24 protein-coding genes, 1 tRNA gene and 1 pseudogene are annotated in these 25,854 nt (G+C 65.6%); 16 read left to right on the top strand and 10 right to left on the bottom strand.

What is annotated here, in order from left to right:
- Positions 1–80 precede the first annotated feature (80 nt).
- Positions 81–383 carry a hypothetical protein gene (locus tag QX070_RS19940; protein ID WP_315738692.1) on the bottom strand — a complete coding sequence of 101 codons (303 nt, stop codon included), beginning with the start codon at positions 381–383 and terminating at the stop codon, positions 81–83.
- A 575-nt stretch (positions 384–958) separates the two neighbouring features.
- On the opposite strand from QX070_RS19940, the gene QX070_RS19935 reads away from it, so the two are divergent.
- The 5 genes and pseudogenes from QX070_RS19935 to QX070_RS19915 all read left to right on the top strand — a co-directional run.
- On the top strand, positions 959–2,953 hold the full coding sequence (locus QX070_RS19935; RefSeq protein ID WP_315738741.1) for a multicopper oxidase domain-containing protein: 1,995 nt from the start codon (positions 959–961) through the stop codon (positions 2,951–2,953).
- A 625-nt stretch (positions 2,954–3,578) separates the two neighbouring features.
- A complete protein-coding gene (locus QX070_RS19930; protein ID WP_315715594.1) occupies positions 3,579–4,037 on the top strand; it encodes an FMN-binding protein in 459 nt (152 codons plus the stop codon).
- Complete coding sequence (locus QX070_RS19925; RefSeq protein ID WP_315738690.1) at positions 4,018–4,908, top strand: FAD:protein FMN transferase; 891 nt, start codon at positions 4,018–4,020, stop codon at positions 4,906–4,908. Before QX070_RS19930 ends, QX070_RS19925 begins: the two co-directional genes overlap by 20 nt.
- A complete protein-coding gene (locus QX070_RS19920; protein WP_315738689.1) occupies positions 4,898–5,428 on the top strand; it encodes a hypothetical protein in 531 nt (176 codons plus the stop codon). Before QX070_RS19925 ends, QX070_RS19920 begins: the two co-directional genes overlap by 11 nt.
- Before the next feature lie 93 nt (positions 5,429–5,521).
- A pseudogene (locus QX070_RS19915) lies at positions 5,522–6,109 on the top strand (tyrosine-type recombinase/integrase); the annotation flags it as partial.
- Between the two features lie 17 nt (positions 6,110–6,126).
- Here QX070_RS19915 and QX070_RS19910 read toward each other — a convergent pair.
- Both QX070_RS19910 and QX070_RS19905 read right to left on the bottom strand, forming a co-directional pair.
- A tRNA-Ile gene (locus QX070_RS19910) sits at positions 6,127–6,199 on the bottom strand.
- Positions 6,200–6,374: 175 nt separating this feature from the next.
- Positions 6,375–7,340, bottom strand: coding sequence for a tripartite tricarboxylate transporter substrate binding protein (locus tag QX070_RS19905; RefSeq protein WP_315738688.1), 966 nt, complete (start codon positions 7,338–7,340; stop codon positions 6,375–6,377).
- Positions 7,341–7,447: 107 nt separating this feature from the next.
- Here QX070_RS19905 and QX070_RS19900 point away from each other — a divergent pair, with 107 nt between their 5' ends.
- The gene (locus QX070_RS19900; RefSeq protein ID WP_315738687.1) at positions 7,448–8,413 is read left to right on the top strand and encodes a TAXI family TRAP transporter solute-binding subunit; all 966 of its coding nucleotides are present in this window, start codon (positions 7,448–7,450) and stop codon (positions 8,411–8,413) included.
- 63 nt (positions 8,414–8,476) lie between these two features.
- Here QX070_RS19900 and QX070_RS19895 read toward each other — a convergent pair whose 3' ends face one another.
- The 3 genes from QX070_RS19895 to mobA form a co-directional block, all read right to left on the bottom strand.
- On the bottom strand, positions 8,477–9,688 hold the full coding sequence (locus tag QX070_RS19895; RefSeq protein ID WP_315738686.1) for an ABC transporter substrate-binding protein: 1,212 nt from the start codon (positions 9,686–9,688) through the stop codon (positions 8,477–8,479).
- Between the two features lie 186 nt (positions 9,689–9,874).
- Positions 9,875–10,465, bottom strand: a complete 591-nt coding sequence (locus QX070_RS19890; protein WP_315738685.1) for a cation transporter — start codon at positions 10,463–10,465, stop codon at positions 9,875–9,877.
- A gap of 9 nt (positions 10,466–10,474) precedes the next feature.
- A complete protein-coding gene (mobA, locus tag QX070_RS19885) occupies positions 10,475–11,104 on the bottom strand; it encodes a molybdenum cofactor guanylyltransferase MobA (protein ID WP_315738684.1) in 630 nt (209 codons plus the stop codon).
- A 242-nt stretch (positions 11,105–11,346) separates the two neighbouring features.
- Between mobA and mobB the strand changes: the two genes are divergently transcribed.
- From mobB to QX070_RS19865, 4 genes are all read left to right on the top strand, one after another.
- Complete coding sequence (gene mobB, locus QX070_RS19880; protein ID WP_315738683.1) at positions 11,347–11,880, top strand: molybdopterin-guanine dinucleotide biosynthesis protein B; 534 nt, start codon at positions 11,347–11,349, stop codon at positions 11,878–11,880.
- Positions 11,881–12,000: 120 nt separating this feature from the next.
- Positions 12,001–12,240: a sulfurtransferase TusA family protein gene (locus QX070_RS19875; protein WP_315738740.1), complete on the top strand. Its 240-nt coding sequence runs from the start codon at positions 12,001–12,003 to the stop codon at positions 12,238–12,240.
- 732 nt (positions 12,241–12,972) lie between these two features.
- The gene (locus QX070_RS19870; RefSeq protein ID WP_315738682.1) at positions 12,973–14,628 is read left to right on the top strand and encodes an OFA family MFS transporter; all 1,656 of its coding nucleotides are present in this window, start codon (positions 12,973–12,975) and stop codon (positions 14,626–14,628) included.
- A gap of 228 nt (positions 14,629–14,856) precedes the next feature.
- Positions 14,857–15,108 carry a hypothetical protein gene (locus QX070_RS19865; protein WP_315738681.1) on the top strand — a complete coding sequence of 84 codons (252 nt, stop codon included), beginning with the start codon at positions 14,857–14,859 and terminating at the stop codon, positions 15,106–15,108.
- 36 nt (positions 15,109–15,144) lie between these two features.
- Here QX070_RS19865 and dapA read toward each other — a convergent pair whose 3' ends face one another.
- The 4 genes from dapA to QX070_RS19845 form a co-directional block, all read right to left on the bottom strand.
- Entirely contained in the window at positions 15,145–16,095 is a 951-nt protein-coding gene (gene dapA / locus QX070_RS19860) for a 4-hydroxy-tetrahydrodipicolinate synthase (RefSeq protein WP_315738680.1), read from the bottom strand.
- The gene (locus QX070_RS19855; protein WP_315738679.1) at positions 16,092–16,367 is read right to left on the bottom strand and encodes a hypothetical protein; all 276 of its coding nucleotides are present in this window, start codon (positions 16,365–16,367) and stop codon (positions 16,092–16,094) included. The genes dapA and QX070_RS19855 overlap by 4 nt, the downstream gene beginning before the upstream one ends.
- Positions 16,368–16,499: 132 nt before the next feature.
- A complete protein-coding gene (locus tag QX070_RS19850) occupies positions 16,500–16,784 on the bottom strand; it encodes a hypothetical protein (protein WP_315738678.1) in 285 nt (94 codons plus the stop codon).
- 18 nt (positions 16,785–16,802) lie between these two features.
- The gene (locus QX070_RS19845) at positions 16,803–17,255 is read right to left on the bottom strand and encodes a hypothetical protein (RefSeq protein WP_315738677.1); all 453 of its coding nucleotides are present in this window, start codon (positions 17,253–17,255) and stop codon (positions 16,803–16,805) included.
- Positions 17,256–17,694: 439 nt separating this feature from the next.
- On the opposite strand from QX070_RS19845, the gene QX070_RS19840 reads away from it, so the two are divergent.
- The 6 genes from QX070_RS19840 to QX070_RS19815 all read left to right on the top strand — a co-directional run bounded on the left by QX070_RS19840 (position 17,695) and on the right by QX070_RS19815 (position 25,847).
- The gene (locus QX070_RS19840; RefSeq protein ID WP_042340291.1) at positions 17,695–17,784 is read left to right on the top strand and encodes a K(+)-transporting ATPase subunit F; all 90 of its coding nucleotides are present in this window, start codon (positions 17,695–17,697) and stop codon (positions 17,782–17,784) included.
- 33 nt (positions 17,785–17,817) lie between these two features.
- On the top strand, positions 17,818–19,521 hold the full coding sequence (gene kdpA, locus QX070_RS19835; RefSeq protein WP_315738676.1) for a potassium-transporting ATPase subunit KdpA: 1,704 nt from the start codon (positions 17,818–17,820) through the stop codon (positions 19,519–19,521).
- Positions 19,522–19,537: 16 nt separating this feature from the next.
- Positions 19,538–21,658, top strand: a complete 2,121-nt coding sequence (gene kdpB, locus QX070_RS19830) for a potassium-transporting ATPase subunit KdpB (RefSeq protein WP_315738675.1) — start codon at positions 19,538–19,540, stop codon at positions 21,656–21,658.
- Between the two features lie 113 nt (positions 21,659–21,771).
- Entirely contained in the window at positions 21,772–22,377 is a 606-nt protein-coding gene (locus tag QX070_RS19825) for a K(+)-transporting ATPase subunit C (RefSeq protein ID WP_315738674.1), read from the top strand.
- A 66-nt stretch (positions 22,378–22,443) separates the two neighbouring features.
- Positions 22,444–25,161, top strand: a complete 2,718-nt coding sequence (locus QX070_RS19820) for a sensor histidine kinase KdpD (protein WP_315738673.1) — start codon at positions 22,444–22,446, stop codon at positions 25,159–25,161.
- The gene (locus QX070_RS19815; RefSeq protein ID WP_315738672.1) at positions 25,158–25,847 is read left to right on the top strand and encodes a response regulator transcription factor; all 690 of its coding nucleotides are present in this window, start codon (positions 25,158–25,160) and stop codon (positions 25,845–25,847) included. The genes QX070_RS19820 and QX070_RS19815 overlap by 4 nt, the downstream gene beginning before the upstream one ends.
- The last annotated feature ends 7 nt before the right edge of the window (positions 25,848–25,854 follow it).

The following is a 25,854-nucleotide window of genomic DNA, read 5'->3' as shown; positions in this document are numbered from 1 at the left end:
ATCGAGGCGCGACGGTGGACGCCGGACGGCCGCACCGGCATGCCCCGATCGAAGCCGATGCGGCTGTCGGTCGGTGGCGCTCAGCGCTTGCACAATCCGCTCGTCAGCACCCATCCCTTGTCCGTGAGAGCCGCGGAGACGATGTCGAAATACAGGCGCTTGTCGGGGTCGTCCTCCGACACGAACGAGACCTGGCACAGGAAACGGCCGCCCTCGTCGCCCTTGTCGCAGGTCGCCTCGACGATCTTGAGGCCCTTGTCGTGGCGGACTCCGGACGACGGCGCCTCCTGCTCATAGGCCTTCTGGATGATCTCGGTGGTCGGTGCTCCACAGGCCATGCCGGTCACGTTGCAGGCCCATGCGAGAACAACAGCAAGCAGCATCGTTCGGTCTCCTCGGAGCGGGGCACTCACAAACATGTCCGGCAGCGTTCGCGTCCGACACGATCTCATGAGCTTCATGGCGAGCTAGGGGAGCTGGTTGTCGTTTTTGTGTCGCTGCTGTCCGCCACGCGCACAACGCAGCCGGCTGGATGTGTAGTTAGATCGATTCTTAAACGCCGGTCGGCAATTCTCACAAAGCGAAAGAAAACGTCACAAAGGAGCCACCCGACGTAGCGACGAAGGCAGAGGGGGACGATGCGGCAGATCGGCTGATGAGTTCGGACTGCTCATTCGAATTCCGCATCCCGGGGACGGTGATCGTTCCTACCGGTGTATCTCGAGCCAGATGGGGATCAGGCATGTTAGTTGGGCGTGTGCGCAAGCCAACTCTGCGATTACTGACATCGGCGGCCGCGATGTTGGCCGGTTTGACCGTTGCGGGTCCTGCGGCGCAGGCCCATGATCTGGCCGAGCCGACGGTGTTCAGGAGCTGGCACGGCGTGCTCGATCTGCTGATGATCGCACGCCCCAAGCCGATCTCGACGATCACCTATGCGCCCCCTGGGGGCTCGCCGATGAACCCGACCGGCTGGGTCTACGAGATCTGTCGGCGGCCCGCCTCAGGCGACAAATGTCCGGCCGGCGCCGCGGTGGCGGACTACGGTGGCGTGCGACTTGCCCTGCAGAAGGGGGATACGCTGAAGATCAGGCTGGTGAACCAGCTGCCGCAGCTCGACCCGGCCAAGGTGAATCACAACACCGATCCCGGTCAGGCCAATTTGTTTCGCAACCCGACCAACCTTCATACCCATGGGCTGATCGTCGAGCCGCGCGCGCCGACGCTGACCGACCAGACCTTCGGGGACTACGTCTTCGTCCAGATCTTCAATTCGGCCAACGGCATGCCGGTGCCGCAGACCACCCACCAGCACGGCTCCAACAAGATGGACTCCGCGGATTTCCGCATCGAGATTCCGCGCAACCACCCGTCGGGCCAGTTCTGGTTTCACCCGCACATCCATGGCATTTCGCTCAACCAGGTCTCGCAGGGGCTGGCCGGCATCATCTCGGTCGGCGAGGTCTCGGACTACGCGCATGGCGATGCCAGGCATTCGCCGTTTCCGGACGCGAGCGTGCGCCATCTGATTCTGAAGGATCTTCAGGTCGCGCCCGGCGGCCCGGTGCAGTTCGACGGCGGTCCGGTGGACGTCCAGCCGGGCGAGGTGATCAACCAGCAGGATCCGGGCTTCTGCGCCCAGTTTCCGGCAGGCAGCTCCGAAGTGCGTGAAGGGTCGTGCCCGGGCGTCGATCTGTCGGCCGATGGCGGCTCCAACTTCTCCGGCGGCAAATGGTTCTTCACGGTCAACGGCCAGACGTTCCCGAAGATCAAGGTCACCGATCCCGATGGCGAGATCTGGCGGCTCACCAATGCGTCCGGCAGCCTGTCCTACAATCTTCAGCTGACCGATGACGAGACGCAGAAGCCGATGGTCATGCAGCTGATCTCGGTCGACGGCGTGAGCGTGAACCTGCCGCAGGATACGACGATGGACACCATGGTTCGTCTCGGCGGCGCCCGCTTCAGGGTCGTTCCCTGTCCGCCGTCGCCGACGTCGGGCTTCCATTCGAAGCCGGTCTGCGTCACCCAGATGGTCATGATGCCGAGCTCGCGCACCGAAGTGTTCGTCACCTATCGCGATCCCGCGACGGGTGCGATCGCCAGCCTCGGGCGGTCTGCCTCCGCGACCTTCAAGATGGCCGGACTGACGATGGGCAGCGGCGATCAGTGGCCGGCGGTCGATCTCGCCAAGGTGCACTTCCACCAGCGCGGTTGGCGCAACCACATCGCCTACGCCATGGACATCAGGGGCGACGCCTTGGCGACCATGCAGCCATCAGGCATCCTCGATGCCAAGGTGCCGTATGCGAACGCTGCGCCGCTGCGTGCCGGCTGCCGTCCGCTGCCGGCGGGACATCGCCGCCGGATCTTCTTCGGCATCGCCGACCTGACCGACGACGGCACCTTCGGTCTCGGCTATGAGGAGGTCGATCAGAACGGCAACCCGGTGCCCGGCACCCAGCTTCCGGTGAGCCAGTTCGACCCGTCGCAGAACATCGTCTGCCTACCGCTCGCGCCGGGACAGCGCCCCGTCCACGAGACCTGGGAGCTGGTGCAGCTGTCGACGGAAAATCACAACTTCCACATTCACCAGACGCGCTTCCGGACCGTCAACAGCAAGGCGGGGGAGAACACGCCACTATCAGTATCGCTGAACAGGAGCATCGGCGGGGGCATGCTGCAGGACAACGTCCCGCTCGGCGTCGCGACTCCGAACGTCCCGGAAGTAATGGAATCCCAGAGCGGGGTCTGCAGCATCGAGCAGTGGCGGAACGGGCAGTGCACGTCGAAGCCCGTGGTGATTGATATCCCGTTCTCACAGGTCGGCGAGTTCGTCTATCACTGCCATATTCTCGAACATGAGGACGGAGGCATGATGGCGAAGATCAAGGTCGTGCCCTCGCCCTATGGTGGCAATCCATGGGAGGCAATGAACCAGATGCCGTGGTAGTTGCAGCGGTCTTCTGCCATGTCGTTCACGAGGTCGGCGCCACATCTGCGGCGCCGACCTTCGTTTGTGCGCAGCGATGCTCTTGCGCGGCCGCCTTACCGCCGCGAAGGACGATCGCCTGCCAAACGCGACGCGCTTTCCAGGTCCGGTTCGAAGAAGGAATTACGCATTTTGAATCGGTCTAAACGGCTGCAAACGTCTTTGCATGACTTTGAAATGTCAGGCTCGCGTGCCGCAAGCTGCACGAGCGCGGTCCCCGCGACGTGGCGATCTGCAGCAACATTGTTATTCCTCAGCCGCTCCGGCAAATCGCCAACATCGACGTGGCAATTCGCCGCAATCGAAACACTACTCTCTCGACTGACATTCGGAGCCATTTGCAGCGCGCTTGGTTGCGAACGTCGCAAGGACGGAGGCAGACCCGCGAACGGGTAGGGCTGTTGCCGAGGCAAAGTGTGATCGATCGCTCGGGTTCATTGTCGCACTGAACTGGATGGTTCGGAGCGTCGCTGCTGCCGTTTAGACGGCTTCGCAGGAGAGGTTGACAGCGATTGATGCCCTGAGAAGACGAAAATGCGTTCGGCGAGGGAGGGCGTACCATGGAAACAAAGTCGAGGTGGACGAGATGAGCGATTGGTTGAAATGGACGGCGCCCGCAGTGGCCGTCATGTCGATCGCCGCACCGGCCCATGCCATTCAGTACATGAGCGTCGAAGAGGCGCAGAAGGCCGCTTTTCCGGGAGCCAGCTTTTCCGAAGTCCAGCCGGGCAGGGTATGGAAGGCGAGCAATGGCGGCTACTTCTATTACGATCACGTCGTCGGCAAGCACCTTCTGATCGACTACACGGTTGCCGTCGGACCCGACGGGCGGGTGCGTCGCGTCGACATTCTGAACTATCGCGAATCCTATGGCGGCGAGGTGCACGATGCCAGCTGGCTCGGTCAGTTCGTCGGCAAGAGCAGTCAGAACGAGCTTCGCATCAACTCCGACATTCGCAACATCTCGGGCGCCACGCTGTCCTCGACCCACTTGACCGAGGGCGTTAAGAAGGTGCTGTCGTATCATGCCAGCCACTTCCGCTAGCCTTCGACGAGCACGGGCTCTGCTCGGGACATTCGTCGAGATCGACGTCACGGATGCACACCGCTGCGATGCGGAGAATGCCGTTGAAGCTGCGTTTTCCGCGGTGACCGACGTGCATCGGCTGATGAGTTTCCACGATCCCGACAGCGACGTGTCGCGGCTGAACCGCGCGGCATCGAGCGGCGTCGTGAATGTGCATTCCTGGACCTACGCCGTGCTGAAGATGGCGCTCGATGTGACCCATCACTCCGACGGCGCCTTCGACGTTGCCGTCGCCGGCGCGGGAAGGCCGTCTGTGGGCTCGACGGCGCAAGCGGATGTCCCGCAGTCGACTGCGATCGAGTTGCTCGCCGACGACCGCGTCCGTTTCCGCGATTCCGCCGTCAAGATCGATCTCGGCGGCATCGCCAAGGGGTTCGCCGTGGACCGCGCGATCGCGGCGTTGCAGAGCCGCGGCGTGCGCTCCGCAATGGTCAATGCAGGTGGGGACCTCGCCGCCTTCGGGCCCGATGCCCGCATCGTCCACATTCGCGACCCGCGTTTCCCAGACAGGCTTTTGTGCCAGGTCGAAGTAAGCAATGGGGCGCTCGCGTCGTCGGCGCGCCGCTTCGACCCGTTTCGATCGATGGAAACAATGGATACAGCGGTCGTCACGCCTTCGACCCGGCTGCCCACAGGGGTGGCCCACGGCGCCACCGTGAGCGCGCCAACCTGCATGGTTGCCGACGCCCTCACCAAGGTCGTGATGGTGGCTGGCCAACAGGCTGCGGCGCCACTGGCGCGCTTCCAGGCGAGCGCGATGTTGATTGCGGCGAACGGCGCCATTCATACGACACCGGACTGGCAAGGAGTTCACCAGCATGCGGCTTAAAGGCTTGTTTCGGTTCGCCCTCTACGGAATTCTCGGACTCTTGTTCGCCAGCGGGGCGCTGTGGATCTATGCCGATCAGATGAAGACCCGCACGGAGCTGGACAGCGAGATGTGGCAGCAGGCCGCCGCATTCCTGCTGAGCATGCATGGCGGAACTGCAATGGTGACGCTGATGCTGCTTGGGGCGCTCGGTCCCGTGCACGTCCAGCGCGCGTGGCGTGCCGGGAAGAATCGAGCGACCGGTATCGTCAGCCTCGCGATGTATGGTCTGCTCATCGCGACGGCGTTCGGGCTCTACTACGTCGGATCCGAAGCGCTTCGGCCCTGGATCAGCACGGTCCACATTGCGTTCGGGCTCGGCGTTCCGGCTGTCATCACCGCCCACATCATCGTCGGCCGCTCGAGCGTTGTCGCCACGGCTCAGTCCGTGCGGCCACAACGTGCGACCTCTCCGACCCTGGCTCCTGCCGACGCGCCTGCCGATGCCGATCTGGTCAACGTCATGAGCAAGGTAGGTTGACCGCATCCGGCGTTGGGCCGAGCAGGTCTCCATCCCGGCAACGACTTCCTTGCTCGCAGTTGGCCAGTCGCCGCATGGAGGAATTCTCCGAGCCGGCGGCCGCTGCGCCATATCGCCCGTTTCTTGCTGATCGGGTTGTACACTGGTACGCGCGCTGGGGCCATCGCGTCGGCTTCGCCTGAGCGCGACGGAGGCCGGTCATTCGTCGATCTCGATCGGGGGATCTTCTATCGCCTCGCGGAGGGCAAGCGAGCGACTAACAAGCGGCAGCCTCCAGTACCGATACCAGGACGGCTTTTGGCGCACATGCGGCGCTGGACGCGGCGCGGCGCAGTGCGTTCGCACTTCGTCGAATGGAACGGCCAGCCGGTCAAATCCGTCAGAACTGGATTTGCGACCGCGGTGCGGCTGTCAGGGCTGTCGCTGAGGGAGGGGAATATCTCGCCGCACACGCTGCGCCACACGGCAGCGACGCGGCTCATGCAGAGGCGCGCCGACCCCTGGCAGGCCTCAGGTTTTCTCGGAATGTCGGTCAAGGTACTGCTCGACACATATGGCCATCATCATCCGGATTACATGCGCGAGGCCGCGGCCGCGATTACGTCAAAGGACCGCAAGCAGAACGTATCGGTGGTCGAAACAGTGGTTGACCTGGAGAGGCACTTGGCCCGCAAGCCGTAAACTATTGACTTTGCGAGTGGGCCCGGCAGGACTCGAACCTGCAACCAGACCGTTATGAGCGGTCGGCTCTAACCATTGAGCTACAGGCCCCGCGGCGCGGAGGTCTTGCTGGCGGCGGGCAGGAGCGGGCCTGTCCGGCGCGGTGTGGAACCCCAACGACGGTTCGGGCTCCGTTTACAGCCTGGCCAGCCATCCGGCAATGCCGCTACCGGATCGTTTTGGCGCGCCGCCGTCGCCGCCGGCCCGGTCTCGGCCCGCCGCGACGCTAGTCCACCGAAACCCCGGCGAATTCCACCACCTTGCGCCACTTCTCGGTCTCGTCGACGACCAGCTTGCCGAACTCCGCCGGCGTCATCGCGCGCGGGATGCCGCCGGTCTCGGTGAGCCGTGCCACCAGCTTGGGGTCCTTCAGCGCCTCGCCGACCGCCTTGTTGAGAATCTCGACGATCTCAGGCGGCGTGCCCTTGGGCGCCGAGATGCCGTAGAAGCCGACCGATTCGTAGCCCGGCACGGTCTCGGCGATCGCCGGGACGTCCGGCACCGTCGGCCAGCGCTGCGGCGAGGTGACGCCGAGCGCGCGCACGCTGCCGCCGCGCGCCTGCTCCAGCGCCGTCGGCAGATTGTCGAAGATCAACTGCACCTTGTTGGAGATGATGTCCGGGAACGCCAGCGCCGAGCCGCGATAGGGCACGTGCAGCATGTCGCATTTGGTCATCGCCTTGAACAGCTCGGCCGCCATGTGCACCGAGGTGCCATTGCCCGAGGAGGCGAAGGCGATCTTGCCGGGGTTGGCCTTGCAATAGTCGATGAACTCCTTGACGGTCTTGGCCGGCACGTCGTTGCTGACCACCAGCATGTTGGTGAGCTGCATGATGCTGGCGACCGGCACGGTGTCGCGGATGAAGTCGTAAGGCAGCTTCTTGTAGAGCGAGGTGCTGATCGCGTTGTTGGGCGCGACGAACAGCAGCGTATAGCCATCCGGCGGCGCGTTGATCGCGGCGGCGGCCGCGATGTTGCCGCCCGAGCCGGTGCGGTTCTCGACCACCACCTGCTGGCCGAGCCGATCGGACAGCCACTGCGCCATGATGCGCGCGACGATGTCGACCGGCCCGCCCGGTGCAAAGCCGATCAGCCAGCGGATCGGACGGTCGGGGTAGGCCGCCGCGGCCGGTTGTATCGCCAGGCATGCCGTGACCACCAGGCCGGCCAGGAACGTGCGCGCCCACTTCATCTCGTCCTCCCGAAGTTCTTGTCGTCGTCTTTGGCGACATGCTTCCATAGATCTGCACGCTTGCATACAAGCTTGTGTCGGACGCGCAGGCAGGGAAAGGCAGGCTCATGACGTCGTTGCGAATGCTCGGCCTTGCCGTTGCGCTGGTGTCCAGCGCCGCCGCAGCGCAGCAGGGAGGGAACGCCATCAGCAAGCTCACGATCAGTCTCGGGACCGCGACGCCAGGCGGCGGCTTTCCGCTCTATGGCGATGCCTTTGCCAAGGCCCTGAATGACGCCGATGCCGGGCTTGCGATCGTCACGCGCAACACCAAGGGCAGCAACGAGAACATTCCGCTGCTGGAGCAGGGTGAGCTCGATCTCGGCCTCGTCGCCGGCGAGCCGGCCTACCAGGCCTTCATGGGCATCGACCGCCCCAAGACGCGGCTCAAGATCCTGACCGCGATCTTTTCCAGCCCGGGCCTGTTCGTGGTGCGCGCCGACAGTCCTTATCGCAGCATCCGCGATCTCGTCGGCCAGACGGTGGTGTTCGGCGCCAAGGGCTCGGGCCTGCCGATCATGTCGCGCTACATGCTCGACGGGCTCGGCCTGCAGCAGGACCAGGACTTCAAGGCGATCTATCTCGACCGTGCTGGCGACGGCCCGGCCATGGTGCAGGACGGGCGCGCCGCGGCGCTGTGGGGCGCCGGTATCGGCTGGCCCGGCTTCGCGGCGATGGCCAAGGCGCCGGGCGGTGCCCGCTTCATCGCGCCGTCCGCCGAGGAGATCGCGCAGGTCAGGGCGAAGCACGGTTTCCTCAAGGCCCTGACGGTGCCTGCCGGCAGCTATGCCGGGCAGGACGCGGCGATCGATTCGATCGGGTCATGGAGCTTCGTGCTGGTGCGCGAGACCTTGCCCGACGACGTTGCCTACCGGCTGGCGAAGACGCTGCATGGCGCGGAAGCCGCGCTGTGCAGGACGCTGGCGCAGGCCTGCGAGACCACGGCCGCCAACACCGTTGCGGCAGCGCCCGATCTCGCACTGATCCATCCAGGCGTGATGCGATATTTGAAAGAGATTGGCGTTGCCAAGTGAACCGCTGTCGTCCCGTCGAACGCCGGCGTTCGCCGGGACGATGCCTTCATCGTTGCGGCGCCCTCACTTCTTGATCAAGGGGCACGCCGGATCGGGCGGCCCGAACGCGTCATCGCCTTTGATGGTCGCGAGGATCTTGTAGTAGTCCCAGGGATATTTGCTCTCCTCCGGCGATTTCACCTGCGCCAGCACGAGATCGTGCACCATGAGATTGTCGGCGCGCAGCTTGCCGTTGCGGGCGAAGAAGTCCTCGACCGGCGTGTCCCGCATCTTCGCGGCGACCGCGAGCGGATCGTCGCTGCCCGCCGCCTTGATGGCGTTGAGATAGTGCATGACTGCGGAATAGACGCCGGCCTGCCACATCGTCGGCATCCGGTTCATCTTGGCGAAATAGCGCTTCGACCATTCCCGCGTCTTGTCGTCCATGTCCCAGTAGAACGAGGTGGTGAGCAGGAGCCCCTGCGCCGCCGGCAGGCCGAGCGAATGGATGTCGGTGACCAGCGCGAGCAAAGCCGCCATCTGCTGTCCGCCCTTGAGCAGGCCGAACTCGGACGCTGTCTTGATCTCGTTCATGTTGTTGGGCGGGCCGGCGGCGATGCCGATGATCTTGGCCTTGGAGGCCTGCGCCTGCAGGATGAAGGACGACAGATCCGGCGTCGCGAATGGCGGCCGCACCGCGCCCACGACCTTGCCGCCATTGGCGGTGACGACGCTCGACGCGTCGCGCTCCAGCGAATGGCCGAAGGCGTAGTCGTCGGTGATGAAGAACCAGCTGTCGCCGCCGCGCTTGACGACCTCCTTCGCCGTGCCGGTGGCGAGTGCGCGGGTGTCGAACACCCATTGCATCGCGTAGGGCGAGCAGAACTTGCCGTGGAAATCGGCGGAACCGGTCGACTGGGTGATGAACAGCTTCTTCTTCTCGGTGGCGATGGTCTGCACCGCGAGGCCCACCGCGGAGACGGGCACGTCGACGATGAGATCGACCTGCTCGGTGTCGTACCAGCGGCGCGCGATCGCCGCGCCGATGTCGGGCTTGAGCTGATGATCGCCGACGATGACGCTGATCGGCTTGTCCAGCACCTTGCCGCCGAAATCATCGACCGCCATCTGCGCCGCGGTGACGGACCCTTGTCCGGTCGGCGTCGAGGCCGGGCCGTTCATGTCGCTGAGCACGCCGATCTTGACGACGTTGTCGGAGATCTCGGCCTGCGCGGCGGTCGTGACCAGCAGCGCGGCTGCGGCCCACGCCGCCCGCTTCAAGCAGCTGAGTTGCAATCAGTCCTCCACCGATACCGGCATGATGCCGTTGTTTGTTCCGGCTCTGCCGGCCGGTCCGCCTATCTGCAATCAATCCAGGGCGGCCGTCAATCGTGCCGGACGGCGGAGCGGTGGAGCGATCCTGTGCGCTGCAATGCCGCAAGCAGCGAGGTCGTCGCTCACGCGCGCAGGCTCCTCGGCCGTTCAGGCCTTGGCGGTCTTTTGCTCCTCGTGCGCAGCCTCCCACACCTCGCGTGCGGCGTCGGCGTTCATCAGTGCGATGCCGACGCCCACGATCAGGTCGGGCCAGATCGAGGGCCACACAAAGGCGGTCACGAGACCGACCGCGATGATCGCGATGTTGGCGAAGGCGTCGTTGCGTGCGGACAGGAAGGCGGCGCGGGTCAGGCTGCCCCGGTGGTCCCTGACCCGCGCCAGGATCAGCGCGCAGCCGACATTGACGATCAGCGCGCCGAGGCCGGTCACGGTGAGCGGCAGCGGTGCGGGCACGATCGGCGTGAAGAACTTCTCGCCGGCGGTCCACAGTCCGGCGATCGCCGGCGCCAGCAGGATCAGCGCCAGCACCTTGCCGAGCAGCGCCCGCCGCGGCGGGCTCCAGCGCAGCGCCAGCGCAATCAGGATGTTGACCGAGGCGTCTTCCAGAAAGTCGACGCTGTCGGCGAACAGTGACACCGAGCCGATCGCCAACGCCACGGCGAACTCGATGCCGAAATATCCGAGATTGAGCACGGCAACGGCGAGCACGGCGCGGCGGACCATGGTTGTCGCGTCCATCAGGCGTCCTCAATCCTCGAGAGCTGCGAGCCGCTCCGCCTCGGCGAGGTCGAGCGCGGTATTGGCATTGAAGAACGGATCCAGCGGAAGCGACGGCCAGCTCACGGTCGCGACCTTGTAGCGCGCCGTGAAGCGGGTGACCTTCCGGATGTCCTCCGCGACCAGGGCGTGGCGGAGGTCCTCGCGCAGCCCGACCGGCCACAGCCCGATCACTGGGTGGATCTGTCCGCCGGACGCCGCCAACGCCAGTTCGGCCTGCTCCGCCGCCCGCGCTGTCGCCAGCCGTGCGACCAGATCACGCGGCAGGAATGGACAGTCGCCGGCGGCGCTCAGCATCCACCGCGCCTCCGGCATGTGCGCCGCAACCCAGTCGAGGCCGGCGAGAATGCCGGCGAGCGGGCCCGGAAAGCCGACGACACCATCCGGCACGACTGTCAGGCCGTTGCCTGCGAAGCGCGCGGGGTCGCCATTGGCATTGAGGATCAGCCGGCTGCACTGCGGCGCCAGCCGCGCGATCACGCGCTCCAGGATGGTGCGGCCGTCGACCATGCGCAACGGCTTGTCGCCGCCGCCCATCCGCTGCGCGCGACCGCCGGCGAGCAGCACGCCGGGGATCGAAGTCGAGGTCATGGCTGTCATCGCGGGTTCGTTACCACGACTGCTGCCAGGGCGTCAGCGTTGGCGCGCACGATCCACCATTTGAGTCTGCGGGGCGGCCGCACGCACCGGCATGCCCCTCGCTTACGGGCCTTGCCTGGTCCGCGGGGCTGCTGGCATGACAGCGCGAAGCGTGGACATGGCGTTCCACCCGGCCGTCGGGCCATCGATCGATTCCGCGCTCCTGGCTGTGCGAAAGCGCCGGGGCTTTTCTGGAGACCGCGATGAAAGTCATCGGCCTCGCCGGCTGGAGCGGCGCCGGCAAGACCACGCTGCTGACGCGGCTGATTCCTCATCTCAAGGGGCAGGGACTGCGCGTCTCGGTGATCAAGCATGCCCATCACAAGTTCGACGTCGACGTTCCCGGCAAGGATTCGTGGCGGCATCGCGAGGCTGGCGCCGAGGAGGTCCTCGTCGCGTCGGGCACGCGCTGGGCGCTGATGCACGAGCTGCGCGGCGCAAGGGAGCCGGCACTCGCGGAGCTTCTGGCGAAGTTGTCTCCCGTCGATCTGGTCGTCATCGAAGGCTACAAGGCCGGGCCGCATCGCCGCATCGAGGTGCATCGCACAGCCAACGGCAAGCCGCTGCTGTTTCCCGATGATCCAGGCATCGTCGGGCTCGCCAGCGACGGTGATGTCGAGACCGCGCTGCCGCGCGTTCATCTCGACGATATCCCGGCGATTGCGGCGCTCGTCCACCATCTCGCGATGCCGCTGGCGGACGTTCTGGCGTTGTGCGACAAACTTGGTGTTCCGTGATGGAACTCGCGCGAGTTCGCAACGCCCGTGTTCCTCTGGCATCCCAGGAACCCAGTTCAGGGTTCCCGTGATGGTGCGGCCCGGTTGACGTGCCGGAACCGCTTGGCCATGGTCGCGCACATGATGATGACGAGGCTGGATCTGACGGGCCTGAAGTGCCCACTGCCGGTGCTGAAGACCCGGAAGGCATTACGGACGCTCAAGGCGGGAGAGCGGCTCGAAGTGTGCTGTACCGACCCGCTTGCGGTGATCGACATCCCGAATCTGGTACGGGAGACCGGAGATCGGGTGGAGAGCGTCGATCGCACCGAGCGCGGCATTCTGTTTCGGATCGAGAAGGCGGCGGGACCGGCCGGATGACCCGTGCGGCGGTGAACATCCTCTGCTGCAGGTTGCTCGAACTACGTAGTTCGTGGGTGCGATCTCGACGCATCGATGTGTCAAGGGATCGTGCTGCTTCCTATCGTCGCAGCGGCGTCAACCCGAGCTCACAACAATGCCGCGTTCTCAGTCCAGGCTTGCGACGCTGTTGCCAGGCAAGGACAAGTTGCTTCGTCTTCACGTTTCCGCGAGCGCGCGCATGCGGCCTTAAGCCGTGTCCCGTCGCTGATCGCCCGGACATCTCATTAGTTGATTCCATCAGGAATGGTCGTGACGCGTCCGGAAAGTAATCGAGAGCAATGTGGCTACAGCCGTGAGTGGCGGTCGCGTTGGTTGCACGTGAATTTGTGTGTTTGTTAGCAACACATTCCCGCTGCAGTGCGATCAATCCACGAAGATCGACCGATTATTACCATTTTACTATCGACAATTTGCCTCAGTTCTGCACCAATTGAGACGCTTCCGCGGAGGTTGCGGGAGACGAGTCATGCCCGCTGGGGAGCGGGCCAGGCAGAACAGCGGCACAAAGATGGTGAGGGCATAACGTCTCGGGTGGGGTGTTATGCGCATCGAGCCAATGATGAGCGTTTGTGCGTTGCGGGACTGCTCTGGTACGCGATAGCGGGCGGGGTGAGTGGGCGTATTGATTCTGATCAAGGGGACAGAACATGACGTTGTTGCGTTGGACGGGAGTCCGTAGGGGAGGAATGCATGGCTACAATTGAAAGCGCGGGCACGCTCCCGGGCTCGCAAGCGGGGATCTTCGATCGTGAGCACACGGTCGCCAAGGCGGGGTTCAACCGCTGGCTGGTTCCTCCGGCTGCGCTGTGCATCCATCTGTGCATCGGCATGGCGTATGGCTTCTCGGTGTTCTGGCTGCCGCTGTCGCGCGCGATCGGCGTGACCAAGACTCAGGCCTGCCCGGACATGACCCTGGTGCAGGAGCTGTTCACGACGACCTGCGACTGGAAGGTCGCAAGCCTTGGCTGGATGTACACCCTGTTCTTCGTACTGCTGGGTGGCTCCGCGGCGGTCTGGGGTGGCTGGCTCGAGCGGGCCGGACCGCGCAAGGCGGGTGCCGTCGCGGCCTGCTGCTGGGGTGGCGGCCTGCTGATCGCAGCGCTTGGCATCTATGTGCACCAGCTCTGGATGATGTGGGTCGGCGCCGGCGTCATCGGCGGCATCGGCCTCGGCCTCGGCTACATCTCGCCGGTGTCGACCCTGGTGAAATGGTTCCCGGACCGGCGCGGCATGGCGACCGGCATGGCCATCATGGGCTTCGGCGGCGGCGCGATGATCGGTGCTCCGCTCGCCAACCTGCTGATGAACTACTTCAAGACCCCGACCTCGGTGGGTGTCTGGGAGACGTTCGTCACGATGGGCGTGATCTACTTCGTCTTCATGATGATCGGTGCCTTTGCCTATCGCGTCGCTCCGGTCGGCTGGCAGCCCGAAGGCTGGACGCCGCCTGCGGTCAAGAAGGCAATGATCTCGGAGCACCATGTGCATCTCGACAACGCGCACAAGACTCCGCAGTTCTGGCTGGTCTGGTGGGTGCTCTGCTTGAACGTGTCGGCAGGCATCGGTGTGATCGGCATGGCCTCGCCGATGCTGCAGGAGATCTTCGCCGGCAAGCTGATCGGTCTGCCCGACGTCAGCTTCAACCAGCTCGACGCCGGCCAGAAGGCCGCGATCGCGGGCATCGCGGCAGGCTTTGCCGGCCTGTTGTCGTTGTTCAACATCGGCGGCCGCTTCTTCTGGGCGTCGCTTTCGGATCACATCGGCCGCAAGAACACCTATTACTGCTTCTTCCTGATCGGCATCGTGCTCTATGCGCTGGCGCCGACCTTCGCAGCGATGGGGTCCAAGCTGCTCTTCGTGGGGGCCTTCGCCATCATCCTCTCGATGTATGGCGGCGGCTTCGCGACCGTACCTGCCTATCTGGCCGACCTGTTCGGCACCCAGTTCGTCGGTGCCATCCACGGCCGGCTGCTGACCGCGTGGGCGACGGCCGGCATCATCGGTCCGGTGGTCGTCAACTACATCCGCGAGTTCCAGCTCGCCGCCGGCGTGCCGCGCGACCAGCTGTACAACACGACGATGTATATCCTCTGCGCCATGCTGCTCGCCGGCCTGATCTGCAACTTCCTGATCAAGCCCGTCGATGACAAGTGGAACATGAGCGCGGACGAAGTCGCGAAGTACCAGGCGGAGCTCGCCAAGAACGAGTCGGCGATCCAGCACGGGTCGTTCGGCATCGGCAAGGGCGGCCTCGACGTCAGGGCCGCCCTGTTCTGGGCCTTCGTCGGCGTGCCGCTGGCCTGGGGCGTCTGGAAGACGTTGGAAAGCGCGGTCAAGATCTTCTGACCGATCGACGATGATACAAACGGGGCGGCCGGATCGGCCGCCCCTTTTTTTTGCGCGGTGCTGCGCGGCCGCTAGGTGGAAGCTCGCTTACCGCGAAAGCGCCGAACCTCCTTGCACTTATTGATTTCCTATACGAGACGAATTCGGCCTCTCTCGCATTCCTACGCTGCTGGGCTCCATCTTCCGCCTTGCCGGCCAGATCTGGCGCCGGCCCGACGGAGAATGGACATGAGCGCGGTTGACCTGTTTCGCGAAGCCCGCGGCGCTATCGGCCTGAGAGCCATCCGGCGGCCGCATCCAATCAAGACGCTGCGCGGCATCTTCAGGACCATTCATGCCGCGATCGCCGCGGCCAAGCTGCGGCGCTTGCGCAACGAGCTGCTCTGTCGGCGCAGTTCCGTGGCGTCTCCGTCGCTGCCGGGTGATGCGAGAGTCCGGCCGCGGTCGCCGCAGATTGTTGACGACAAAGGGAGCTTCTGAACGATCGGTCCTCGCGGCACCGCGCGGTGGGCCCTCTCAACACCGGACCTCCTGCCTCCGTGACGCGGCTGCGGTGTGAGCGCTGAGCAGCGTCATGGCCTGCATGACGGCTGCCATCGTGGGAGAGTCCAAAGCTGTCAATGGCAGACGAACGCCGGCGGCGATGAGCCCCTGGAGACTGAGCGCGTATTTGACTGCGGCCGGCGTATCGCGGCTGAATGCCGCGATCAGCGGCAGCAACTGATGATGCAGCCGTCGCGCCGCGCGCCAGCGGGCGCGCTGACAATAGGCGAAAAGCGCGCCGCAGAGCTGCGGTGCGACGTTGGCCACCAGCGAGATGTTGCCGTCGCCTCCGGCGGCTGCGAACGGCACCGCCGTCGCATCGTCGCCTGACAGCAGGCGGAAGCCGACCGGAAGCCGCGATCGCAGATGTACGGTCCGTGCGATATCGCCGGTGCCGTCACGCAGGCCGACGAATTGCGCCCACCGCGCAAGGCGCACCAGTGTATCGTCGGGCAGTGCGCGTCCCGTGCGCGACGGGCAATCGTGCAGAATGACCGGCAGCGCCGTCGCGTCGCCGACGGCGCGGAAATGCGCGTAGATTCCCTCTGCCGTAGGTCGGTTGTAGTAAGGGACCACCGACATGATCGCGTCCGCGCCGGCGGCTGCCGCCTGACGGGTGTTCTGCACGGCCTGGAGCGTCGCGTTGGATCCTGCTCCGGCGATGACGTGGACCCTATTGGCGGCCGCCGTCACTGCCGTGCGAATGACCTGTTCGCGCTCTGCCGCGGTGAGCGTAGATGCTTCGCCTGCGGTCTCGCAGACCAGGATCGCGCTGGCGCCCGCTTCGATCTGCCGCTCGCATAGTCTGGCGAGCGCCGGGCGGTCGAGCGCACCATTGGCATCGAACGGGGTTGGAATGTCCGCGATGGTGCCGGCGAGCCAGCGTGCGGCCGATCCAGGCCGCATCCTGAGCGCATCGCTCATGCGACCGGTCGCCTTCCGCTCGCGAACAGCAGACCGATCGGAGCAAGCCGGCCATCGGCATCGAGCTCGATCGTGCGCGCGAGCTCGACGATGGTTTCCGGGTGGTGGCCGTTCTCGAACAGCGCATATTTCATCGCCTCGGCACGGCTCACGAACAGCCCGCCATAGAGCCCATTCTGCTCCTGGGCGACCCACTGGCCATGTCCGTTCTTGCCGATGAAGACGAGCGCGGGGGCCGGCATGTTGCACGATGGGGGTTCGAGACTTTTCACGGGACTGTTCCTTGTTGTGGTGTGAGCAGGCCGGTCGGAACGATCGGCGCTCATGGACGGCAATATCGAAGGCGAGGGGTAGGAATTCGAGATGGCGCCGCGTGCGATCGCATAAGAGCGGTGTAAGGGCGCTTAGTTTCCGGACGGCTGGATCAGCGCCATCACCGCGCAATAGAGCGCGGTGTAGCCGATCATCTCGTCCCAATGGTTCAGGCTCGCGGCGAACACGCGCTCCCGACGCAGCATCGCGAGCACGGCACACAGGATCGTCGTCATCCAGAGCAGGGCAGCGAGGCTGCGACCGAAGCCGATGCTGCCGAACGCGGCGAACAGGATGAGGACCAACATTCGTAGCAGAAATCGAAGCAGCACCCTGGCGGCCGGAAGCTCCGCGGCCTTGTCAGCGGAAAGCAACATCGCGGCAATGACGGCGGCTCAGAAATTGTCGCAGCAGAGCAGGTCGGCGACCGCCGGCTCCGTCGTGATGCCGCGCCTTGCGTCAGGCTGCGAGACGCTCGGCTCGAGACGGCGGGCTTCGGCCGCGGCGTGGAGAATGGCGAGGGCGAGATCGCTGTGGCGGGCTTCAGCGCAACGATCGAGCCAGTCCGGCAATTCGCGCTGTTGCGACAATGCGCAGTGCCATTCGCCGTCATCATAGGCGATGCGGCGGAGCTGCCATCGCGGCAGTTGCAGCGCGATCAGCTCGAGCGCGGCATCGATCCGCGCCTCGACCTCCAGGAATCGTGCGATCCGCAGCCGGCGCCGCCCGCGCGCCGACAAGGGTGAGACTCCCTCGTCGTCGTCAAGCAAAGCCGCCAGCATCGCCGTGGTGGTCTGCGCGATCTGTGCCGGCTCCGGCACATCCGGTCGTGTCGTCAAGGCAGCCATGCTGGCCTCCCGTCGTCAGTGAGCGTTGGCCCGGTGGGCCCTGACCGGCAATGTGGCCGACGGCGCCGTAGGAATGCGAGAGGGGCGGGGGCTGAGAGAAATAAGCGGCGCATAAAGACGCCTCCGCCGTGCGGCCGCTCATATGCGGACGAGGCCCGCAGCCGCGCGATTTTGCCCGGGGAATGCCGCGGTCCTTATGAGATTCCTATAACTCAGCCGGTGGTGCCGTCTCGAAAACCTACGAGGCCCGATGCCATCTGTCCGCCATGGAACGGACCGTGGCTGCACCGGCGCTCGCGGCCGCTCCACGCATTGCGCGTCTTTCGCGCGCATGAGGAGCACACCATGCTTGACATCCTGATGCTGGCGCTGGCCGCCGGCTTCTTCGCCTTGGCGATCGGCTATACCTATGCCTGCGAGCGACTCTAGGAGACGCGCCATGATCTTCGACTATTCGCTCGCCGGCGCCGTGTCGCTCGGCCTTCTGATCTATCTCACCTACGCGCTGTTGCGGCCCGAGCGGTTCTGACCGCCGGCTCTCGCACCTTCAAGGACACATCCCATGACTGTGATCGGCTGGATCCAGATCCTGCTCTACTGCGCCGTCATCGTCGCGCTCGCCAAGCCGCTCGGCTGGTACATGACGCGCGTCTTCAATGGCGAGCGCACCTTCCTGTCGCCGGTGCTGCGGCCCGTGGAGTCCGCGATCTACTGGGCCGGCGGCGTCGACGAGCGCCGCGAGCAGCATTGGCTGACCTACACGGTCGCGATGCTGCTGTTCCATGTCGGCGGCTTCCTGATCATCTACGGCGTGATGCGCTTGCAGGCCGTGCTGCCGTTCAATCCCGCAGGACAGTCCGCGGTCGCTGAGGATCTCTCCTTCAACACCGCGATCAGCTTCCTGACCAACACCAACTGGCAGAACTACGGCGGTGAGAGCACGGTCTCCTATCTCGTGCAGATGCTCGGCCTCACGCACCAGAACTTCCTGTCGGCCGCAACCGGCATCGTGCTCGCGATGGCGCTGATTCGCGGCTTCTCACGCGCCTCGGCGCGGACCGTCGGCAATTTCTGGGTCGATGTCGTCAGATGCACGCTCTATGTGCTGCTGCCGCTCTGCATCGTCTACACGCTGTTCCTGGTCTGGCAGGGCATCCCGCAGACGCTCGGGCCCTATGTCGAGGCGACCACGCTGGAAGGGGCGAAGCAGACCATCGCGGTCGGCCCGGTGGCCTCGCAGGTCGCGATCAAGATGCTCGGCACCAATGGCGGCGGCTTCTTCAACGCCAACGCCGCGCACCCGTTCGAGAACCCGAACGCGCTGTCGAACTTCATCCAGATGCTCTCGATCTTCGCGCTCGGTGCCGGCCTCACCAACGTGTTCGGCCGCATGGTCGGCAATCAGCGCCAGGGCTGGGCGATCCTCGCCGTGATGGGCGTCCTGTTCATCGCCGGCGTCGCCATCACCTACTGGGCCGAGGCCAACGGTACGACCACGTTGAACGCGCTGGGACTGACCGGCGGCAACATGGAAGGCAAGGAGGTCCGCTTCGGCATCGTCGCGTCGTCACTGTTCGCCGTGATCACGACGGCCGCCTCCTGCGGCGCGGTCAATGCGATGCATGACAGCTTCACCGCGCTGGGCGGCATGATCCCGCTCATCAACATGCAGCTCGGCGAGATCATCATAGGCGGCGTCGGCGCCGGCCTCTACGGCATGCTGCTGTTCGTCGTGCTCGCGATCTTCGTCGCCGGCCTGATGGTCGGGCGCACGCCGGAATATGTCGGCAAGAAGATCGAGGCGCGCGAGGTCAAGATGGCGATGCTGGCGATCCTGGTGCTGCCGCTGATGTATCTCGGCTGGACCGCGGTCGCCGTGGTGCTGCCCTCGGCAGTTGCCTCGATGGCCAATGCCGGTCCGCACGGCTTCACCGAGGTGCTCTACGCCTACACCTCGGCGACCGCCAACAACGGCTCGGCCTTCGGCGGCCTCACCGGCAACACCTTCTTCTACAACCTCACGCTCGCGTCCTCGATGTTCGTCGGCCGCTTCTTCATGATCGTCCCGGCGATGGCGATCGCCGGCTCGCTCGCCGCGAAGAAGTCGATCCCGCCCTCGGCCGGCACGTTCCCGACTACGGGCGGGCTGTTCGTCGGTCTCGTCGTCGGCGTCATCCTGATCATCGGCGGCCTCACCTTCTTCCCCGCTCTCGCCCTTGGTCCAATCGTCGAGCATCTCGCGATGGCCGCCGGCACCGTGTTCTGATCCCGGAGCAACCTCCATGGAAACCATGAAACTGCAGAAGCGCTCGTCGATGTCGACGATGCTCGACCCGAAGATCGTGCTGCCGGCCATCAAGGCCGCTTTCGCCAAGCTCGATCCGCGGCTGATGATCAGGAACCCCGTGATGTTCGTCGTCGAGGTCGTCGCCGCGCTCACCACGGTGATCTTCCTGCGCGACGTCGTCACCGGCGGAGCGAACCTCGGCTTCACCTTCCAGATCATTCTCTGGCTGTGGTTCACCGTGCTGTTCGCCAACTTCGCCGAAGCCGTCGCCGAAGGCCGCGGCAAGGCGCAGGCGGATTCGCTGCGCAAGACGCGCACCGAGAGCCAGGCCAAGCTGCTGACGGGCGCGAGCCCGGCCGATCACACCTACAAGCTCGTGCCCGGCACCAGCCTGAAGGTCGGCGACATCGTGCTGGTCGAGGCCGGCGACACCATTCCCTCCGACGGCGAGGTGATCGAAGGCGTCGCCTCGGTCAACGAGGCCGCCATCACCGGCGAGTCCGCTCCCGTCATCCGCGAATCCGGCGGCGACCGCTCGGCGGTGACCGGCGGCACCCAGGTCCTGTCGGACTGGATCCGCGTCAAGATCACGGCCGCACAAGGCTCGACCTTCATCGACCGCATGATCAAGCTGGTCGAGGGCGCGGAGCGGCAGAAGACGCCGAACGAGATCGCGCTCAACATCCTGCTCGCCGGCCTCACCATCATCTTCGTGTTCGCGACCGTGACGATCCCGAGCTACGCGGCCTATGCCGGCGGCTCGATCTCGGTGGTGGTGCTGGTGGCGCTGTTCGTGACCCTGATCCCGACCACGATCGGCGCGCTGCTGTCGGCGATCGGCATCGCCGGCATGGACCGCCTGGTGCGCTTCAACGTGCTGGCGATGTCCGGCCGCGCGGTCGAGGCCGCCGGCGACGTCGATACGCTCCTGCTCGACAAGACCGGCACCATCACGCTCGGCAATCGCCAGGCGACTGCGTTCCGTCCCGTCAGGGGCGTGAGCGAGCAGGAGCTCGCCGACGCGGCGCAGCTCGCCTCGCTCGCCGACGAGACACCGGAGGGCCGCTCGATCGTGGTGCTCGCGAAGGACAAATACGGCATCCGCGGCCGCGACATGGCCGAGCTCGGCGCGACCTTCGTGCCGTTCACGGCGCAGACCCGCATGAGCGGCGTCGATGCCGGCGGCTCCTCGGTGCGCAAGGGCGCGGTCGACGCCATCCTCAACTCCATCGGCGGCGGCGGCCCGACCCAGCCCGTCTCCGGCAATACGGTGCGCGCGGTCCAGCCGGTCGAGAGCGAGCTTGTCCGCGAGATCCGTGCAATCTCCGACGACATCGCCAAATCCGGCGGCACGCCGCTCGCGGTCGCCAGGGACGGGCGCCTGCTCGGCGTCGTCCAGCTCAAGGACATCGTCAAGGGCGGCATCCGCGAGCGTTTCGCCGAGCTGCGCCGGATGGGCATCCGCACCATCATGATCACCGGCGACAACCCGATGACCGCGGCGGCGATCGCCGCCGAAGCCGGCGTCGACGATTTCCTGGCGCAGGCCACGCCCGAGGACAAGCTCAGGCTGATCCGCGACGAGCAGGCCAAGGGCAAGCTGGTGGCGATGTGCGGCGACGGCACCAATGACGCGCCGGCGCTGGCGCAGGCCGATGTCGGCGTCGCCATGAACACCGGCACGCAGGCCGCGCGCGAGGCCGGCAACATGGTCGACCTCGACTCCAATCCGACCAAGCTGATCGAGGTGGTGGAGATCGGCAAGCAGCTGCTGATGACGCGCGGTGCGCTGACGACGTTCTCGATCGCCAACGACGTCGCCAAGTATTTCGCCATCATCCCGGCAATGTTCCTGGCGTTCTACCCGCAGCTCAACGTGCTGAACGTCATGAACCTGGCGAGCCCGCAGAGTGCGATCCTGTCGGCGATCATCTTCAACGCGCTCGTCATCATCGCGCTGATCCCGCTGGCGCTGAAGGGCGTCGCCTACCGCGCCATCGGCGCCGGCGCGTTGCTCGGCCGCAACCTGATGATCTACGGGCTGGGCGGCATCATCATCCCCTTCATCGGCATCAAGGCGATCGACCTGATCGTGACCGCCTTGCATTTGGCTTGACCACTTACCGGCGTCATTGCGAGCGAAGCGAAGCAATCCAGAGTCCCGCGCGCAGCCCTGGATTGCTTCGTCGCTTCGCTCCTCGCAATGACGGAGAAAAATAGGAGATTCCCATGCTCAAAGAAATCCGTCCCGCCATCTTCGTCCTGCTCGCGCTGACCCTTATCACCGGGCTGCTCTACCCGCTCACCATGACCGTCGTCGCCGGCACCATCTTTCCGGCGCAGGCCGAAGGCAGCCTGATCACGCGCAACGGCCAGGTGATCGGCTCGGCGCTGATCGGCCAGGAGTTCAAGAACGACAAATATTTCCACGGCCGCCCGTCCGCGACCTCGGCCGCCGATCCGAACGATGCGACCAAGACCGTGCCGGCACCCTACAACGCCGCCAACTCGTCCGGCTCCAATCTCGGCCCCACCAGCAAGGCGCTGGCCGACCGCGTCAAGGAGGACGTCGACAAGCTGAAGGCGGAGAATCCCGCGCAGGCCGTGCCGGTCGATCTGGTGACGACCTCGGCGAGCGGGCTCGATCCGGACATCTCGCCGGAGGCAGCGCTGTTCCAGGTGCCGCGGGTGGCCAAGGCGCGCGGCTTGCCGGAGGCAAGCGTCCAGGCCGTGATCGCCCGGCAGACCCAGGGCCGTCTGCTCGGGCTGCTCGGCGAACCCCGCGTTAACGTGCTTGCGCTCAATCTGGCACTCGACGCTGCCAAACCGCAGTGACGCCCTGAAGGTCCTGCCTTGAAGGTCCTGGCCTTGGCGCCGAGGTCCCTCCGTCTATAATGCCGCATGGCCAGTCAACGCCGCGATCCTGACCAACGTCCCTCGCCGGAAGCCCTGCTCGAAGCAGCCCGGCGGGAGGACAGTCCTGCCGGCAAGCTCAAGATCTTCGTCGGCGCGGCGCCCGGCGTCGGCAAGACCTATGAGATGCTGTCGAGCGCGCATGCCAAGCTGAGGGCCGGCGTCGATGTCGTCATCGGCTTCGTCGAGACCCATGGCCGCGCCGAGACCGAGGCGCTGGTGCGCGGCCTGGAGGTCGTCCCGCGCAAACATATTTCCTACAAGGACCAGATCGTCGAGGAGATGGATCTGGATGCCGTGATCGCGCGCCGTCCCAAGCTCGCGATCGTCGACGAGCTTGCGCACACCAATGCCGCCGGCAGCCGCCACCCCAAGCGCTATCTCGACGTCGAGGAGCTGCTGTCGCACGGCATCGACGTCTACACGGCGGTCAACGTCCAGCACATCGAGAGCCTCAACGACGTCGTCGCCCAGATCACTCATGTGCGCGTACGCGAGACCGTCCCGGACTCGATCCTCGACCGCGCCGACGCCATCGAGCTGATCGACCTCACGCCCGACGATCTGATCCAGCGGCTGAAGGAGGGCAAGGTCTATGTCCCCAAACAGGCCGAGCGCGCGCTGGAGCATTACTTCTCGCCCGGCAATCTGACCGCGCTGCGCGAGCTCGCGCTGCGCCGGACGGCCGAGCGCGTCGACGAGCAACTGCTCACCCACATGCAGGCCAACGCCATCGCCGGACCCTGGGCGGCCGGCGAGCGGATCCTCGTCTGCGTGTCGGAGGATCCGCGGGCGACAGGGCTGGTGCGCTACACCAAGCGGCTCGCCGACCGTGTCCACGCGCCGTGGACCGCCGTTACCATCGAGACCCGGCGCAACCTGCAGCTCACCGACAAGCAGCGCGACCGCCTCGCCGATACGCTGCGGCTGGCCGAGACCCTCGGCGGCGAGGCGCTGACGATTCCGGGCGTCGGCCGGCGCATCGCGGATGACCTCATCAGCTTCGCGCAGGCCAACAACGTCACCCAGATCATCATCGGCAAGTCGAGCCGCTCGCGCCTGTTCGAGATCATCAGGGGCTCGGTGGTGCATGACCTCGTCAGGCGCGCCGGCAACATCAGCATCCACGTGATCGCCGGCGAGGAGGCGCTGGACACGCCGAGCCCGTCGGTGCAGACGCGCCCGCGCAGCGAGCCGCTGCGGCCAAAGCCCTATCTGATGGCGCTGCTGATCACGGCTGTCGGCCTCGGCCTCGCCGAGCTCATCCAGCCCTTCTTCGGTATCGAGAACGTCGATCTGGTGTTCCTGACCGCCGTGGTCGGCGTCGCCGCGCGTTACGGTCTTGGGCCGTCGCTGCTGGCGAGCCTCGCCGCCTCGCTCTGCTACAACTTCTTCTTCCTGCCGCCCCTGTATACGTTCACGATCACCGATCCGACCAACATCGGCGCGTTCTTCTTCTTCATGCTGATCGCCATCCTGGTGTCCAACGTCGCCGCGCGCGTGCGCGTTCAGGCTGACACCGCCACCCACCGCGTCCGGACCACCGAGCAGCTCTACGCCTTCAGCCGCAAGCTCGCGGGCACCGCGACCCTCGACGACGTGCTGTGGGCGACGGCCTATCAGGCGGCGTTGATGCTGAAGGTGCGGGTGGTGCTGCTGCTGCCGCAGGACGGCAAGCTCACGGTCATGACCGGCTATCCGCCGGAGGATCAGCTCGACGACGCCGACCTCGCCGCTGCGAGCTGGGCCTGGAGCAACGACCGCGCAGCGGGCCGCGGCTCCGACACGCTGCCGGGCGCCAAGCGCCTGTTCCTGCCGATGCGCACCGGGCGCGGCTCGATCGGTGTCATTGGCATCGACGACGATCGTACCGGGCCGCTGCTGACGCCGGACCAGCGCCGGCTGCTCGATGCCCTGGTCGACCAGGGGGCGCTCGCGATCGAGCGCGTGCTGCTGGTCGAGGACATGGACAAGGTCAAGCGCACCATGGAGCAGGACCGGCTGCGTTCGGCGCTGCTCACCTCGATCTCGCACGATCTGAAGACGCCGCTTGCCTCCGTGCTCGGCGCGGCTTCGACGATGCGCGATCTGGCCGCCAGGCTGTCCGACAAGGAGAAGCTCGACCTGCTCGCCACCGTCATCGACGAATCCGAGCGGCTCAATCGCTTCATCGCCAATCTCCTGGACATGACCAAGCTGGAATCGGGCGCGATCGTGCCGAACGCCGCGCTCCACGACGTCGGCGAGATCGTCGGTAGCGCGCTGCGGCGCGCGAGCAAGATCCTCGCCGGTCATCATGTCTCGCTGGAGCTGGCGCCCGATCTGCCGATGGTCGAGGTCGACGCGGTGCTGTTCGAGCAGGTGCTGTTCAATCTGCTGGACAACGCCGCCAAATATGCGCCTCCCGAGACCTCGATCGCGATCCGTGCGGCCCGCGACAACAACTGGGTCGTGCTCGAGATCCGTGACGAAGGCGACGGCATTCCCGCCGCGGAGGTCGAGCACGTGTTCGACAAGTTCTATCGCGTGCAGAAGGGCGACCAGGTGCGGCCCGGCACCGGGCTGGGGCTCGCGATCTCGCGTGGCTTCATCGAGGCGATGCATGGCCGCATCTTCGCCGGCAACCGCACCGATCGGCGCGGCGCGGTCCTCACCATCCGCCTGCCCGTGCTGGCGCAGGCCAGACCGCTGGATACGGCCGCATGACCGGCGCTCCGATCAAGGTGCTCGTGATCGACGACGAGCCGCCGATCCGCAAGCTGCTGCGGATGGGCCTGACCACGCAGGGCTACGAGATTCTCGAAGCCTCGAACGGCAGGATGGCGCTGGATCTGTTGGGCCAGGAGCCGGCGCTGATCATTCTCGACCTTGGCCTGCCCGACATCGACGGGCTCGAGCTGCTGCGTACCATCCGTGGCCGCAACGAGGCTGTGCCGGTCGTGGTGCTGTCCAGCCGCGGCGACGAGGCGGGCAAGGTCCAGGCGCTCGATCTCGGCGCCGACGACTACATCACCAAGCCGTTCGGCATGGATGAATTGCTGGCGCGGCTGCGCGCGGCGTTGCGGCATCAGTTGCAGGTGCAGGGCGAGCGTCCGGTGTTCCGCACCGGCGATCTCTCCGTCGATCTCGTCCGCCGCATCGTCAAGGTCGGCGACCGCGAGATCAAGCTGTCGCCCAAGGAGTACGATCTGCTCCGCGTCCTGGTGCAGCACGCCGGCAAGGTGCTGACGCACCGCTTCCTGCTCAAGGAGCTGTGGGACGAATTGACCGACGCGCAATATCTGCGCGTCTATGTGCGTCAGCTCAGGCAGAAGATCGAGGCCGATCCCGAGCGCCCGCAATTCGTATTGACCGAGACCGGCATCGGCTATCGGCTGCGCGCGCCGGACTGAGCTTTGG

The organism is Bradyrhizobium sp. SZCCHNR1093, assembly GCF_032381175.1.
GTDB lineage: Bacteria > Pseudomonadota > Alphaproteobacteria > Rhizobiales > Xanthobacteraceae > Bradyrhizobium.
This window is presented reverse-complemented; position numbering and strand designations above follow the sequence as displayed.